At 56.9% G+C, this 15262-nt stretch carries 13 protein-coding genes; 2 read left to right on the top strand and 11 right to left on the bottom strand.

Going from position 1 to position 15262, the window contains the following annotated elements:
- Positions 1-40 precede the first annotated feature (40 nt).
- Complete coding sequence (araJ, locus tag ACWKXT_RS04410) at positions 41-1216, top strand: MFS transporter AraJ (protein ID WP_454531774.1); 1176 nt, start codon at positions 41-43, stop codon at positions 1214-1216.
- A gap of 6 nt (positions 1217-1222) precedes the next feature.
- Here araJ and ACWKXT_RS04405 read toward each other — a convergent pair whose 3' ends face one another.
- The 7 genes from ACWKXT_RS04405 to ACWKXT_RS04375 all read right to left on the bottom strand — a co-directional run bounded on the left by ACWKXT_RS04405 (position 1223) and on the right by ACWKXT_RS04375 (position 9681).
- A complete protein-coding gene (locus ACWKXT_RS04405; protein ID WP_454531773.1) occupies positions 1223-2314 on the bottom strand; it encodes an alkylhydroperoxidase domain protein in 1092 nt (363 codons plus the stop codon).
- A gap of 10 nt (positions 2315-2324) precedes the next feature.
- Entirely contained in the window at positions 2325-3314 is a 990-nt protein-coding gene (locus tag ACWKXT_RS04400) for a putative FMN-dependent luciferase-like monooxygenase (RefSeq protein WP_454531772.1), read from the bottom strand.
- Positions 3311-4918, bottom strand: a complete 1608-nt coding sequence (locus ACWKXT_RS04395) for a dipeptide ABC transporter ATP-binding protein (protein ID WP_454531771.1) — start codon at positions 4916-4918, stop codon at positions 3311-3313. Before ACWKXT_RS04395 ends, ACWKXT_RS04400 begins: the two co-directional genes overlap by 4 nt.
- The gene (locus tag ACWKXT_RS04390) at positions 4918-5766 is read right to left on the bottom strand and encodes an ABC transporter permease (protein WP_454531770.1); all 849 of its coding nucleotides are present in this window, start codon (positions 5764-5766) and stop codon (positions 4918-4920) included. The genes ACWKXT_RS04395 and ACWKXT_RS04390 overlap by 1 nt, the downstream gene beginning before the upstream one ends.
- On the bottom strand, positions 5763-6707 hold the full coding sequence (locus tag ACWKXT_RS04385; protein ID WP_454531769.1) for an ABC transporter permease: 945 nt from the start codon (positions 6705-6707) through the stop codon (positions 5763-5765). The genes ACWKXT_RS04390 and ACWKXT_RS04385 overlap by 4 nt, the downstream gene beginning before the upstream one ends.
- 10 nt (positions 6708-6717) lie before the next feature.
- Positions 6718-8337 carry a TIGR04028 family ABC transporter substrate-binding protein gene (locus ACWKXT_RS04380; RefSeq protein WP_454531768.1) on the bottom strand — a complete coding sequence of 540 codons (1620 nt, stop codon included), beginning with the start codon at positions 8335-8337 and terminating at the stop codon, positions 6718-6720.
- Between the two features lie 141 nt (positions 8338-8478).
- Complete coding sequence (locus tag ACWKXT_RS04375) at positions 8479-9681, bottom strand: NAD(P)/FAD-dependent oxidoreductase (protein WP_454531767.1); 1203 nt, start codon at positions 9679-9681, stop codon at positions 8479-8481.
- 130 nt (positions 9682-9811) lie between these two features.
- Here ACWKXT_RS04375 and ACWKXT_RS04370 point away from each other — a divergent pair, with 130 nt between their 5' ends.
- A complete protein-coding gene (locus ACWKXT_RS04370) occupies positions 9812-10318 on the top strand; it encodes an RrF2 family transcriptional regulator (RefSeq protein WP_029740891.1) in 507 nt (168 codons plus the stop codon).
- A gap of 43 nt (positions 10319-10361) precedes the next feature.
- On the opposite strand, the gene adhP is transcribed toward ACWKXT_RS04370, so the two are convergent.
- The 4 genes from adhP to ACWKXT_RS04350 all read right to left on the bottom strand — a co-directional run bounded on the left by adhP (position 10362) and on the right by ACWKXT_RS04350 (position 15052).
- Positions 10362-11372, bottom strand: a complete 1011-nt coding sequence (gene adhP / locus ACWKXT_RS04365; protein ID WP_454531766.1) for an alcohol dehydrogenase AdhP — start codon at positions 11370-11372, stop codon at positions 10362-10364.
- Positions 11373-11569: 197 nt separating this feature from the next.
- Positions 11570-13282 (bottom strand): ABC-F family ATP-binding cassette domain-containing protein, encoded by a 1713-nt coding sequence (locus ACWKXT_RS04360; RefSeq protein WP_454531765.1) that lies wholly within the window; start codon positions 13280-13282, stop codon positions 11570-11572.
- A gap of 362 nt (positions 13283-13644) precedes the next feature.
- Entirely contained in the window at positions 13645-14124 is a 480-nt protein-coding gene (locus ACWKXT_RS04355; RefSeq protein WP_454531764.1) for an Hcp family type VI secretion system effector, read from the bottom strand.
- A 235-nt stretch (positions 14125-14359) separates the two neighbouring features.
- Positions 14360-15052 carry a hypothetical protein gene (locus tag ACWKXT_RS04350; RefSeq protein ID WP_454531763.1) on the bottom strand — a complete coding sequence of 231 codons (693 nt, stop codon included), beginning with the start codon at positions 15050-15052 and terminating at the stop codon, positions 14360-14362.
- Positions 15053-15262 lie beyond the last annotated feature (210 nt).

Raw genomic sequence — 15262 nt, 5'->3', positions numbered from 1 at the left:
TCAATAATGCCCGTCGCGAGTATTAACCTGTGGTTGCGGTATGAAAAAGACAATTTTTTCGCTGGCGCTTGGCACGTTTGGCCTGGGCATGGCCGAATTTGGCATTATGGGCGTGTTAACCGAGCTGGCACATGACACCGGTATTTCGATTCCCTCCGCCGGGAATATGATCTCTTTTTATGCCTTCGGCGTGGTGGTTGGCGCCCCGATTGTGGCGCTGTTTTCGGGAAAGTTTTCGTTAAAAACCACGCTGCTGTTTCTGGTGGCCATGTGCGCGGTCGGCAATGCCCTGTTTACGTTTTCGACGACCTATTTCTGGCTGGCGGTGGGGCGGCTGATTTCCGGCTTTCCGCACGGGGCCATTTTTGGCGTCGGGGCGATAATCCTTTCGAAAATTGCGCCACCGGGGAAGGTGACGGTTGCGGTCTCAGGCATGATTGCTGGCATGACCGTAGCCAACCTGATGGGCGTTCCGCTGGGTACCTGGCTGGGGCACGCATTTAACTGGCGTTATACCTTTTTCCTGATTGCCGTCTTCGACGCGCTGGTGATCCTCTCGGTTCTCCTCTGGGTGCCAGATATCCACGATAAATCAGAAATCAAATTGACCGAGCAGTTCCACTTTCTGAAAAAACCAGAACCCTGGCTGATTTTTGCCGCCACCATGTTTGGCAACGCCGGGGTGTTCGCGTGGTTTAGCTTCGTTAAGCCGTTTATGGTCAACGTCTCCGGTTTTTCGGAAGGGGTGATGACGGCCATCATGATGCTGATGGGGCTGGGTATGGTGTTGGGTAATCTGCTAAGCGGTAAACTCTCTGGCCGGTTTAGCCCGCTGCGCATTGCGGCCACTACCGACATGGTGATTGTCGCCTCACTGCTACTGTTATGCGCCTTTGGTGAACAAAAAACGGCCTCGCTGGTGATGGGTTTTATCTGCTGCGCCGGGCTGTTTGCGCTCTCTGCACCGCTGCAAATTTTGCTGCTGCAAAATGCGAAGGGCGGCGAAATGCTGGGAGCGGCGGGTGGGCAGATGGCCTTTAATCTCGGCAGTGCGATTGGCGCGTACTTCGGTGGGATGATGATCGTCCTCGGCTTTAGCTGGCGTTACGTCACGCTGCCAGCGGCAATACTTTCTTTCTCGGCCATGAGTGCACTGCTGATCTACGGCCACCTGCGGGCCAGACGGGCTCAGGCTAACGCTCGCGCGCTAGCCTGACAGGCTTCAGGCAAGCCAGGGCTCACCCAGGGTCAGCATCAGGCGGTTGGCCCAGGCGAAGAACGCGGCGGACTGCACCAGATCAAGCTGTGCTAAGGTATCCAGCCCCTCTTTTTCCAGTGCGGCAAGGTGCAGCGGCGTGGCGGCAGGCGGCGTGACCGACAGCGCCGCTGCAAAATTGATTTCCGCCTGCCAGCGTGTGGATTGCCCCTCGCTCAGGGATTGCCCCGGCCTCACGGCCAGCAGGGCCTCTACCGCCGCGTCATCCTTTGACAGCTGGCTGGCTTTACGCGCATGGACAGATGCGCAGTAAATGCAGCCGTTGATTTTACTGGCGACCGTCGCGGCCAGCTCGCGCTCGGCGCGCTGTAATCCCCCCGATGTATAAAAAATTCCTTTATCCGTCAACGTGCGCTGTTCAAGCACCGGCAGGTTGCGCCCCAGCAGGCGGAAGTAGTCGGAATCGGTATGGCCAAATTTCGCCAGAATGGCAACCTCATCGTCCCGGAAGTCCGCCAGCGGTTTGGCCGCTATCCACGGTTCCCATCCCAGCTCCTGCTGGGTAAACGCGACGGGGGCCGCCTTTCCGGTGACCGTTGTTGCGGTCGTGTGCCAGATGCCTGCCGCCACCGGCGCATCGCTTTTGGCGACGGGCTTGTCGTTCAGCAACCGCAGCCCGGTGATGAGTCGGCTCTGGAAGCTCACAAACGCGACGAGCTGCGCCAGGGTAACAATGCCTTCTTTGCTCCATCCCGCCAGGGTCAGCGCCTTTAACGCTGCAGGCGTCGCTTCGACGGGGGAGAACGTCAGCAGCCGCGCAAAATTCAGCGCCAGGGTCAGGCGTTCTGAGGTGGGGTCGGCCAGGCCAAACCCCGCATAGTGCGCGGCCAGCGCCTCCGCGCTGTGCCACCTGGCGACTTTTGCCGCCACGGCGAAGCGCTCGTCGAGTGCAAAATCATTATCCTGCTGGCTAAACAGGATTTCGTAGCTGCCCTGCGCGTGGCGCGTGGCGGCATCACGCGTGGCGCGCGCCTCTGCCAGAGGGGAACCGGGTTTAATTTCCGCCAGCTCGGCGAGAATGTCCTGACTTAATGACATAGGTGTCTCCTCAAAGGAAGTGGGGGGCAATACGTTCGGCGATCAGTTCGATGGACCGCAGCGTGTCGCGATGCGTAGGTTCGACCGAATGGACCTGGAATGAGATATCCGTGGCGCGTCTGAGAATGGAATCCGCATTCAGCGAATGCAGCACCGTATCGGGCGAACCAATATGGGCGTCAAACTGACGGCGATAATCAGTGACACTGTCACCTTTAACGATATTCCCGGCAGCGCGATGCTGCTGGGCTTGTTTTGTGAGGCCCGGGGTCGCGACCTTGAGCGCATAGTCGTCGCTGTCGGCGACGAACGCCGTACGGGAGGCCAGAATACGCGGGGCGATGCCCGCAGGCAGCGCATCGAGGTAGGCATCCACAATCGGGTTCTGGATCTCGTCGAGCGTTAAATCCAGCCGATCTGCCGGGCGCGGCTGCGTGCGGGAGAGCATTAAACCGTGTCCGGCCTGCGCGGCGCGAACGGCACCGTCAACAGAGAAGGTAGCAATCCATATACGGTCAGCCAGCTGTGGCGCAGGCGGGTAAAGATGGTTATCCGGATGGGTAAGTGAATCCCCGCGCCAGGCGCTTTGAATCACATGCAAATGGTCGGCAAAGGCCGCGCCGCGCTCTTCAAACGTCAGGCCAAACGGCAGAAATGAGGTCGGTGTGCCACCCGAACCAAAACCGACTTCAAGACGTCCATTAGCGAGTAAATCGAGCACGGCGGCATCTTCTGCGACGCGCAGCGGGTTTTCCATCGGCAGGGTAATGATGGCCGTGCCCAGGCGGATGGTTTCGGTATGGGCGGCTACGTGCGCCAGAAACAGCAGCGGCGACGGCAACCCGCCTTCGCTTTCATGGAAGTGGTGCTGCGCAATCCAGGCGCTGTCAAAACCGTGGCGTTCGGCGTGGCGGATCTGTTCAGTTGCCAGACGATAGCGCTCCTTCGGCGTCGCGTCGTCAAGCAGGCGGGTGAAAAATCCCAGGCGTTTTCTCGTCATGCGAACTCCTCCGTAGCGGGTGAAAAATGGGGAATGGCGTCAATCAGCTCGTGGGTATAGGCGTTCTGCGGTGACGCGAATAAGGTCCCGACGTCGCCGTGCTCGACCACCTGACCACTGCGCAGCACCGTAACGCTGTGGGCGATCCGGCGGACGGTAGACAGATCGTGCGTGATAAAGAGATAGGTCAATCCCAGCTGCTGCTGCAGCTGTTGAAGCAGAGCCAGAATCTGCGCCTGCACGGTGACGTCCAGCGCGGAGGTGGCTTCGTCCAGCACCAGAATGGTCGGCTCCAGGATCAACGCCCGGGCGATGGCAACGCGCTGACGCTGTCCGCCTGAAAGTTCCCGGGCGGTGCGGGTCAGGAGTTCGACGGGCAGGGCAACCCGCTGCGCGACTGTCTCCACCCGGATCTTTCGGTCCGCCTTACCGAGGCGAGAAAAGTTCTTCAGGGGCTCTTCGATGATGTCGAACAGCGTCTGACGCGGGTCGAGAGAGGCAAACGGGTTCTGATAAACAAACTGTATCTTCTGGCGCAGCTGACGACGGGCCTCGCGGCTGAGCGTGGTGGCATCAATATCATCAATGATGACCTGTCCGCTGTCGGCCTGTTCAAAACCGAGCAAAATACGGGCGAGGGTGGTTTTCCCGGAGCCGGATTCGCCGACCAGCGCATGCGTGCTGCCGCGCCTGACGTCAAACGTCACCCGATCCAGCGCCTGAAGCTGATGCCCTTTGCCCAGGGAAAATTGTTTGCTGATGGCGCGGGCGCGAATGGCCGGTGATGCGAGCGGGCGGCCGGCCGCCGGGGCGATGGTCAGGCGCTGGCCCTGGAGATCGCTCAATAGCTGGCGGGTGTAGGCGTGCTGCGGCGTGCGGACGATATCGGTGGTGTTTCCCTGCTCCTGAACCTCGCCATCGCGAAAAACCAGCAGCCTGTCAGCGCGCTGTGCGGCCAGCGCCAGATCGTGGGTCACAAACAGAACGGCGGTACCCGATTCCCGGCGCAGGGTATCCAGCAAATCGAGAATGCGTTTTTGCACCGTCACATCCAGCGCGCTGGTGGGCTCATCGGCAACGATCACATCCGGGCGCAGGGCAATGGCGATGGCAATCAACACGCGCTGTTTCATGCCGCCGGAAAGTTGATGGGGATACTGCGTCATGCGCTGTTCGGGGTGGCTCAGACCGACTTTTGTCAGCAGGGCGAGCACCTGCTCGTCGCGCTGGGTGCGGGTTACTTTCTGGTGTAGCTGAATAATTTCTCCGACCTGCGCACCGATGGTCTTCACCGGGTTGAGTGAATTACCCGGATCCTGCGGAACCAGGCTAATTCGCGCCCCGCGAAGGGTATCGAGACGCCTGGCGGACCATCGGCTAATCTCCTCGCCGTTGAGCGATATTTTTCCCGCATCGCGCCGCGCGTTATCGGCCAGCAGACCAATGATCGCCTGCGCCGTGGTCGTTTTGCCGGATCCGGATTCGCCGACAAACGCCAGCATTTCCCCTCGCCCGAGCGTGAAGCTGACGTTATGCACCACCTCTCGCCACTGGCGCGCGGTACGGTAGCTGATCGTCAAATTTTCTACTGAGAGCATGCTCATTAGCGACCTCCGCTGAACTGTTGGCTGATACGGTTGGTGGCCAGCACCACGGCGATGACGACTACGCCGGGGAAGGTGGTGAGCCACCAGGCGGTCGAGAGATAGTTACGGCCCTCGGCAATCAATAAACCCCATTCCGGTACGGGCGGCGGGGTGCCGTAGCCGAGAAAGCTCAGCGTGGAGAGCGCCAGGATGGCCTGTCCGAACTGTAGCGTGGCAAAGGCGAGGACGGCGGTTAACGCGTTGGGCAGGATGTGTCGCCATAGCACGGCGAAAAACGTCCCGCCGCTGCCAAACGCCGCCTCGACGTAATCCGTGTGCCGGATGCGCACGACTTCACCGCGCGCGAGGCGGGCGAAGCTGGCAATGGAGGCCACGCCTACGGCAATCGCGGCGTTAACGGTGCCAAACCCGAGCAGAATAATCACCGTCAGCGAGAGCAGCAAAGACGGGATGGAAAGCAGCACGTCGACGAAACGCATCAGCAGAGACTCGACGCGTCCGGCGAACGCCCCCGCAACCACTCCTAAGCCGGTGCCGACCACCAGACCCAGCGTCACGGCGGCCAGCGCCGCGCTCAGGGAGTGGGAGGCACCGTAGACAATACGCGCGTACACATCGCGGCCAAGCTGATCGGTGCCGAGCCAGTGTCCCGCCTGCGGCGCCAGGCGTTGTGCGCCCGCTATGCCCTCAATCGGGCTGTAGTGGGTTAACAGGCCGGGCGCCACGGCGGCAAAAGCGGCGAGAATAATTACTCCCCATGCCAGCCACAGTCCCGGTTGCCATTCCACGCCCTGCCAGGCTGGAACGCGTTTTCGCGCGGCGGCAGCGTAATCGACCAGACTCATGATGCACCTCCGGTAACGGTTTGCAGACGGGGATCCAGCAGCGGCATCAGCAGATCCACCAGCAGATTGATCAGGACAAAACCGAGGGCGGAAATCATCACGACCGCCTGAAGTACGGCGATATCCTGGTTATTCACCGCCTGCTGGGTCAGCTGTCCGAGCCCGCTGCGGCCAAAAACGGTTTCCGTGATCAGCGCCCCGGCAATCAGCTCGCCCAGCAGCAGCCCGGCAATATTGAGTACCGGCAGCAGGGCGTTGCCGGTAACGTGACGCCACAGGACGGCGGTTTCACTCAGCCCTTTGGCCCGGGCAACGGCGACAAACGGCTGCGTCGCCACCTGGTCCAGACTGCGCATCAGAATTTGCGCCAGCGGGGCGGAGATCGGGATCGCGACGGTCACGATCGGCAGGATCAGCCCCTGCAGCGGCGTCGGGTTTATCACCGGGATCAGCCGTAGCTGAAAAGAAAAGAGCTGGATGAGGGCAATCCCCAGCCAGAAGGTTGGTAAGGAGATAAACAGGACCGGCAGAGACTGGAGGGTATTACTCAGCCAGCGCAGATCCGGCAGACGCGACGCAAAGGCCAGCGCGAACGCCAGCAGAACCGCGAGTACAAACGCGGGCAGGGCGAGACTCAGGGTATCCGGCAGATTGCTGGCAATCAGCTCGCTGACCGGCACGCCTGCCTGTAACGAATAGCCGAAATCCCCGCGCAGCATCGCCAGCAGCGTGTGGCCGTATTGCTGCCACAGCGGACTGTCTGCGCCGTAGGCCACGCGCATCTCCTCGATTTGCGCCGGGCTTAAGCCCAGGTCCGGGTTCTGAAATTTAATCAGCACCGCATCGCCCGGCAGCACCTGGAGCAACACGAACGAGAGGGTAAAGGCGGCCCACAGTACCAGCAGCCCGTGCCCAAAGCGTTGAAGAAGTGCGTGGCGCATCGTCAGCTCCTCAGTGTTTCTCAATCCACGCGCCGTAGAACGACGGGCGGCCTACCGCTTCAAAATTGACGCCTTTCAGCCACGGCGCACCGGCAAAGACCTGCGGCTCTTCGAAAATCGGAATGACGTAGGCGTTATCCAGCAGATAGCGCTGGGCGTCCCCTGTCAGCTGCAGGCGTTTTTGCGGATCGACCTCAGCCGAAATGTTCACCAGCAGTTCATTCAGCTTGTCGTCACGGAAGTTTTTGACCTTGTCGCTGGATCCGCCTTTTTGCAGCAGCGCGTCGCGGTTAGCCGGGTAGAACATGCTTTTCACCACGTCAGGATCGGCGCGGCCTACTTCGGAGACGGTTAACGGGGTTTTCAGCGGGTCAAGGTTATCCAGCGTGCGGCTGCCTGCGTCACCGGCTTTGACGCTCAGCGCCACGCCCACCTGTCGCCACTGCTGGGCAACCAGCTGCAGCACCTCTTTATTTTGCGGCTGCGGCAGGGATTCATATACCGTCAGTGCCAGCCGCTGACCGTCTTTGGCGCGGATCCCGTCGCTGCCTGCTTTCCAGCCCGCGTCGTCCAGCAGCTGGTTGGCTTTTGCCGGGTCAAAGGTTAATTTGTCGCTGAGATCGACAAAGCCTGCGGCGGAACCGGCAATCACGGACTTTGCCTGCGGATAGTTGGCCGAGAAGAGGGTCTCAACCACCTGTTTTGCATTGGTGGCATGCAGCAGCGCCTGGCGTACGCGAATATCGGAGACCAGCGGGTTATCCGGGCGGAAGCTGATGCTGTCATTTACCCCGCGCGTCGGGGCCGCGTAGATCTTATAGCCCTGGTCTGTCGCCTGCTTTTCGTCATACGCCTGCACCTGGCGAATAAAGTCGGCCTGACCAGCCAGCAGGGCGCCCACGCGCACGCTGTCTTCCTGGGTCACAATAAACTTGATGCCATCAAGATTGGCTGGCCCCTGTTGCGCCAGATTTTTAGGGCCCCACTGATAGTCTTTGCGCGCTTCGAGCGTCACTTCACGACCCAGCTTCTCGTCCTTCACCACAAACGGGCCGGAGCCAATGATATGGCGGGCATCCCCCAGTTCTTCGAAGTTGCGCTTCAGCGTGCTGAGCGAGACCAGACCCGAGCCAATGGTGGCGGTGCCTTGCAGGAACCCCGGCGACGGTTTTTTGAAGTAGAACTTCACGGTCAGCGGGTCGATGACTTCGCTGCGATTGTAGTTATTGATCACTTCTGACACCGGCAGACGCTGCGCCTTATTGCCTAAACCGTAGGTATCGAAATTTTTCGCCACGGCGTTCGCGTCCAGCGGCGTGCCGTCGGAGAAGGTGATGCCGGGACGAAGTTTAAAGGTGTATTCGGTTTTATCGGCGTTGGTGGTCCAGCTTTCTGCCACCCAGGGTTCCACCTGCAGCGTCTTTGGGTTCTGCCACGTCAGCTTGTCGGTGATTTGATTCAGAATGCCGCCGTTCGGGTAAAAGCCACCGGCAGGCGGATAGAGGTTGGTGTGAGCCTGTTGCTCCAGATAAATCAGCGTACCGCCTTTGACGGGCGCATCAGCGGACCAGGCTGAAGTTGTCGCCAGAATCAACGCCGTCAGCAGCGGCAGACGAAATGGGGTTTGCATGGTGAATTCCTTTGTTATCTTCTTGTTAGCGTCGGATTCATCATCGGGCGCGGGGGAAAGCAAGGGAACAAAGGAATTAAGATAAGGATTGCCGGAAACTGAAAATAAAAAAACGCCCCGTTAGCGGGGCGATGGCGGGGGCTAAACGAATTTCGCCAGCGGGTCGGCGGCGGCAAAGGCGACCTTTTTGTCTGCTGCTGGCGGATAGATCAGCTCGTTCGTGATGGCGATTTTGATCTTCTTCGCCTCGTCGCGGACGGATTTGATTGCCTGTTCCCAGCCCTCGGTATAGACCGCGCCCCACGCGCCTAAATCCAGGCAGGTAACATAGTTCACCTGACGATAAGGATAGGGCGCGATGTTTAGCAGGCTGGCCGCCGCGTTGTGTCCGGCAAATTTTCCAAGCTGGATCGCGTGCTGACAGGTCATCAGCGCCGTGTTACCCGCATCGTCTGTTTTCGCGTGCGCCATGTCGCCCGTTGCATAGATGTCCGGATGGGCTGGAACCTGCAACGACTCGGTAACGATAAGTCGTCCCTGGTTGTCACGTTCGCCGTCTATCTGCTGGCTGAGGGGGTTGGCCTCAACGCCTGCCGTCCAGACCACGGTAGAGGCGGCAATACGTTCGCCATTTTTTAAGGTAACGCCGTTTGCGTCGATGGCTTCCACTTCACTGTTAAGACGCCATTCAACGCCCAGCTCGCGGCTTGCGTCCTCAATCGTTTTGCGCAAGGCTTCGCTGTAACGTCCACCGATAACTGCTCCGCGTTCAACTACGATAACTTTAATCCTTGTTTCTTCGCCTAATCGTGAACGAAGCCGGGCAGGGAGCTCGGTCGCCAGCTCAATGCCGGTGAAACCGCCGCCGCAGACCACAACGGTGCTACGTTCCGGGGAGGCAGGCCGTGAAGCCAGTGAATCCAGGTGCTGCTCAAATACCAGCGCCGATTCCAGCTGGCCGATATCAAATGCGTACTCGGCAAGGCCAGCAATGGAAGGGCGTTTGGTCCGGCTACCCGTCGCCAGCACTAAACGCTCGTAAGTCACCGAGGATGTTATCCCCTGATTATTACGCCATATCACTTTTTTTGCATCCGTATCAATATGTTCTGCGCTTCCGGCAATGAACTCAATATTCAGCTCAGCGAACAGTTCGGTCAGCGGCGCGACCAGCGTTGAGACCTTTTCTTCATAGAAGCGCGGGCGAACGCGCAGCTCAGGAACCGGCGCCAGTACGGCAATCTTAAGATTGTCTTTTCCTTCCAGCGCCGACAGGCGAGCGGCACTGACCGCAGCCCACATACCGGAAAAGCCGCTACCCACAATTAAAATTTGCTTTTTCATACTCGATCCTTTTGATCGCCAGGCTGTGTACCTGACATAACTGCCACAATACTTGTCGGAGTTAACTGCGACAACTTCTTTCTGAGTTAAAAATCGTTATAATGGCCTGAACAGCAAACTGGGGTTAACCATGGCGTTTTACAGTTCCGGTGTGGAATACGGCATTCACAGCCTGATGTGCATGGTGGATGCGAAGGGTAATGAGCGGGAGATGAGCGTCAGGGAGATGGCTGCCCTTCAGGGCGTGCCGTACGATTATCTCGGTAAAATATTCACCCGCTTGTCGCGTGCCGGTCTGGTCATCAGTACGGAAGGCAAGGGCGGGGGCTTTCAGCTGGCGCGCCCGGCGGAGCTGATCACCGTGCTGGACGTAACGCACGCCATCGACGGTGAGAAAAATATGTTCGAGTGCAGGGAGATACGCCAGCGGCTGGCCGTGTTTGATGAAACGCCGCCTGCCTGGGTATGTGACGGTCCGTGCGGGGTACGGTCGGTGATGGACAGCGCGCAGCAGCGAATGGAAGAGGAGTTAGCCCGGCATACCATTCTCGATCTGGCGCGCAAAATGTATCGAAAAGCACCGGACACGTTTCAGATTGAGGTTCAGGAGTGGATTTCGGACCGGCGTTCGTCGTAACAGTAGGCCGGGCAGGGCGAAGCCGCTACCCGGCGACAGGTGTTTACGAGCGAAGATCAATGACCATACGGCCACGAATCTGACCCTGTTCCATCTCTTTAAAGATGGCATTGATGTCCTCGATTGGACGCATCGTGACTTTCGGCACCACCTTGCCTTCAGCGGCGAACTGGAAGGCTTCCTGCAGGTCCTGACGGGTGCCGACCAGTGAACCCACGACCTGAATGCCGTCCAGCACCAGACGCGGAATGTCGAGGCTCATCGCTTCCGGCGGCAGGCCAACCGCGACGACGCGGCCACCGGCACGAACCGCGTCGACTGCCGAGTTGAAGGCCGCTTTTGCAACGGCAGTCACCACCGCAGCATGCGCGCCGCCGGTTTTTTCCTGCACAATTTTAGCGGCATCTTCGCTGCGGGAATTGATGGTTAAATTCGCCCCCATGCTCGCCGCTAGCTTAAGCTGTTCGTCATTAACGTCAAGCGCGATGACTTTAGCGTTGAAGACGTTTTTAGCGTACTGCAGCGCGAGGTTGCCCAGCCCGCCCAGGCCGTAAATTGCAATCCACTGGCCCGGTTTGATACCCGAGACCTTCACCGCTTTGTAGGTGGTAACGCCAGCGCAGGTGATGCTGCTTGCCGCCGCCGAATCCAGGCCGTCCGGGACTTTGACCGCGTAATCTGCGGTGACGATGCACTCTTCCGCCATCCCGCCATCGACGGAGTAACCGGCATTTTTTACATCGCGACACAGGGTTTCATTCCCGGTGTTACAGTATTCGCAGTGGCCACAGCCTTCAAAAAACCACGCCACGCTCGCGCGGTCGCCGACTTTCAGCGACGTCACGCCAGGGCCGACTTCTTTTACAATCCCAATCCCTTCGTGGCCCAGGATAACCCCGGTTTTATCGCCGAAATCACCGTTCTTCACGTGGAGGTCGGTATGGCACACGCCACAGCACTCCATCTTCAGCAGGGCTTCCCCGTGCTTAAGCGGGCGTAACGTTTTTTCGGTGACGTTGACCTGGTGATCCTGAGTAACAACAGCAGCCTTCATGTGTATCTCCTTGTTCATGATAAGAATCTGCGTAGCAGGGTAATACCCATTAAGGATTAATACATTAGCCTGGTAATGCAAGGCTGCAGCAACATAATGTCATCATTTAATCCGTTTTCAGATTAAGAAAAGGGTGTTCCTCTAATAATTTAGGGGGAAACTACTGGCCCGACGAGAAAGCCTCGCCGGGCGCAGTGTTACAGCTGTGCTTCTATCTCCTCAATCTCTTTACGCCATTGTGCCTGCAGCTGAGGCTTTTGATGCTTCGGCTTACGCGCCAGATCGTCTTCCAGCAGCGTTTCCAGTGCGACCAGCCGTTCAAGGAGATCGTCGTATGGCGAAGGTTGAGCCGTTGCAGCGGCGATGACGGGCGCGGTGGATGTCACCAGCCCCGCGCTTTCACGCAGGCGCTCAAACACCGTTTCTGCATCGTGCCACTCGCTCAGACTGCCATCCTCAATTAGCCAGAAGCGGTTACAGCTTTGGCTAATTAACTGGCGATCGTGACTGACCAGCAGCACGCCGCCTTCGAACTGCTGCAGCGTTTCCGCCAGCGCCTCTTTGCCTTCCATATCCAGATGGTTGGTCGGTTCATCCAGCATCAGCAGGCTATAGCGGGCAAGCGTCAGCCCGACAAACAGCAGGCGAGAGCGCTCGCCGCCGCTGAGCGTATTGACTTTTTGCCCGTGGCGCGCCCACGGGAACCCGGCGCTGATGAGCGCCATCTTCCTGTGCTGCGGATCGGGCGCGAAAGGCTCCAGCGCGTCAAATAGCGTGGCGTTGTCTGGCAGCTGGTTCAGCGTTTGATCGTAATAGCCTGGCGACACGCGCGGATGGATTTTCAACCCGCTGTCTTCGGGCTCATCGGCAAACTGTTGCCAGATAAGCCTCATCAGCGACGATTTGCCGCAGCCGTTACGACCGACAATTGCCACGCGATCGCCGCTTTTCAGCCGCGCCATTTCGATGTTAAACAGCGGCGGTAGCCCGGGAGCAGGCGGGACGCTGAGGTTTTCCATCTCCAGCAGACGGTCTGCCCGCAGCGCATCGCCGCGCAGGGTGAGCGTCCACGGGCTGCCAGCCGTGAGTGACGTCTGGCTCTCCTTCAGCCGTTCGACCTGTTTTTCCATCTGTTTGGCTTTACGGGCCAGGTCTTCGTTGTCGTACACCTTGCCCCAGGTCGCCAGCCGCTTCGCGCTGGCGGTCACGCGGTCGATCTCCTTTTGCTCCGCCTTATGGCGCTGCGTATCGCTTTCGTCCTTTGCTGCAAGCGCCTTGCGGGCGGCCGTGCAGGGAAGGGCGAAGTAGTGCAGCGTCTTATCGCGCAGGATCCAGCTGCCGTTGGTGACGGCATCCAGCAGCTGTCGGTCATGCGAGACCAGTACGAAGCTGCCTGACCAGTTCTGTAAGAAATGTTCCAGCCAGAGCATGGTCGGCAGGTCCAGGTGGTTGCTCGGTTCATCCAGCAGCAGCAGATCCGGCTCGTGAATCAGCGCTCGCGCCAGCAGCAGGCGCGTATGCTGCCCGCCGCTCAGCGTGGCGGATTGCAGCATCATATCCTGCGGCGTGAAGCCCATGCTTGCCAGCAGCGTTTCGGCTTTCCAGCGCAGGCTATCGCGCTCGGCTAAAGGCAGCTGTGCGAGCACGGCATCCAGCATGGTCAGCGGGAAAATGGCGTCCGGGAGATGTTGCTCCACGCGTGCCATCAGGCAGTGTCCAGCCAGCGCTATCGTTCCGGCAGCAGGAGAGTCGGTGCCGTCCAGCACCTTCAGGAGCGTGCTTTTTCCACAGCCATTGTCGCCCAGCAGGCCAATGCGGTCGCCTTTTTTCAGCGTAAAGGAGAGAGAGTCGAAGAGCGTGCCAAACGCCGTATCAACGCGTAAAGATTGTGCAGTGAGTAAAGTGCTCATTGTTGCTTACCCAAGAGTTACAGGCATGTTTATGCCTCGTCAAACATCGCTGACGATAACTCAGTAAGCCCGAGAGAAGGGATTCAGGGGTTGGTGTCTTCGCTCAAGCAGAAGTTATCGCAGCACGATACCGATAACGCTTGAGCTGGTGCGATCACCAAATGTATGTGAAACATTGAAAATTTCACAGTACAGCATAATTGGCCTCCTTATTTGTTTTGAGTTTGTAGGTATCTATCACTATATAACGTTTTTAAGCATAAGCCTACCTTCTCTACTAGTGGCTGCTCTGCAGTTAAATTGTCTCTTTTTTCTGTTTGTTAGGGTTAGAGGAGGCGTAGCATCCTTTGGCTCTTTCGTCATCATGCACAACAACGATCGTTCCATGAATCACGATAGATAATATTACCCTCCGTATACTTCCAGGTAATCGCTTCATAACGCAATTCGAGCGTTTCAAGGTGTGTGCTGCTCATGCCGTTAGGAGACAGGTAGGGTGCAACCGTTGTGAACTTGACGTTTTCCAGAATGATATTGAAATACTCGGCCTCAATACCTGATTCCAGAATACGGTACATTTTAATTGTGGCTTTCTTCATGGTTCGACCTTCACAGACAGCGCGGTACAAAAGAGGTGTTGTTTGATCAAACTCCTTCACTATCGTGATAGGGCGATGGACTCGCGTTCCTGTCAGTTTTCCCCAGCTTGGATCTACTGGGATAGTGACACCGTGAGAGAATGATTTTAACTCGATAGACCCCAGGCGAAGTGGCATCATGCAGCTACCGATTATCGGAGAACCGTTCTCATCTTCAAGCCATAAGTGTGCGGGTGTAGACATACTATTTCCTTATAGATAAATTTACGATAAAGCTAACGTTTGAGATTTACAATTTCATATAGCGATAAAATAACCATCACAAAAAAGAAGAATATAGGAACAGGCCATATTGGCCCGTCAGGGAAAAGTTGGAAAAAGACAACTGCAAATAAAAGTGTTAATAGCGAAGGGCCGTACATCGATATCAATGACTTAAATATCCGCCTGAAAAATCTTTTAATAAGATGCATCATGATTACTGAACCATCCGGGTTATGATATCTGCAATCTCACCATCCGATACCCATTGTGCTTTAAACGCTTCAGCCCGCTCAAACAATGGCTCTATCAAGAAGTACAACATTTCCAGCTCTTGAGCGTATAGCGCTGAGTAGTACGCTGGATAAGTAATATGAAGGCGATGTGAACTATCTGCTGCTTTCTGAACAACGCCGTATAGGCCAATACCCCCAACAACCTGTCCCGCTCTTCGCCCAACCAGTGCACTAAGTTCAAGGCTTAGATTCATACCTGCAGCAACAAATGATGCTGTTGCTAAAGCAAACCCGGCGTTTGTAAGTGAACTTGCGGCGATATGAATATTTACTGCCATTAGCAATTGTTTGATGTGCTCTAGCTGATCGGAGGTTTTGTGCCGAAATACTTCTTCAAAATAGATTTTGAGCATTTCATACACAACATCTCCATCAAATATAATATGGTAAACATTCTTAGCAAATCGAATGTCTTCGGACTTTTGTTTCTGGCATACGTCTTGATATTCATCAGTAAAGCAAGACGTATAATACAGTGCGCGCGTAGCTCCTGCGCCGATCGTTTCTATCTGATTTGATACGGCTTTTCCTACACCCGCTAATGCGTGGTCGAGTTTTAACGCAAGGATGTTATTCGCCTGCAAATAACTTATCACTTCATTTTTATAGTACATAACCGCTCCTTGCTTTCCTCGCAATTTTGCACGTCAATAGTACTCTTGATGTCTGCGCTTCCATCACCTTTCAGCCAATAATATCCCGGAATTGTCATTTCAAAACGCCTATTATTAGTAATGCAAAAGCTTACTAAGCTCTTAAAAAAATCCGTTTGTTAGGCAAAAAGTGTTATGCGAAAATTTTATATTTCAATGGAATATGGATAG

It is taken from the genome of Enterobacter sp. UPMP701 (assembly GCF_053709515.1).
The sequence above is the reverse complement of the archived record's forward strand: the minus strand, read 5'-3'. Positions and strand labels throughout refer to the sequence as shown.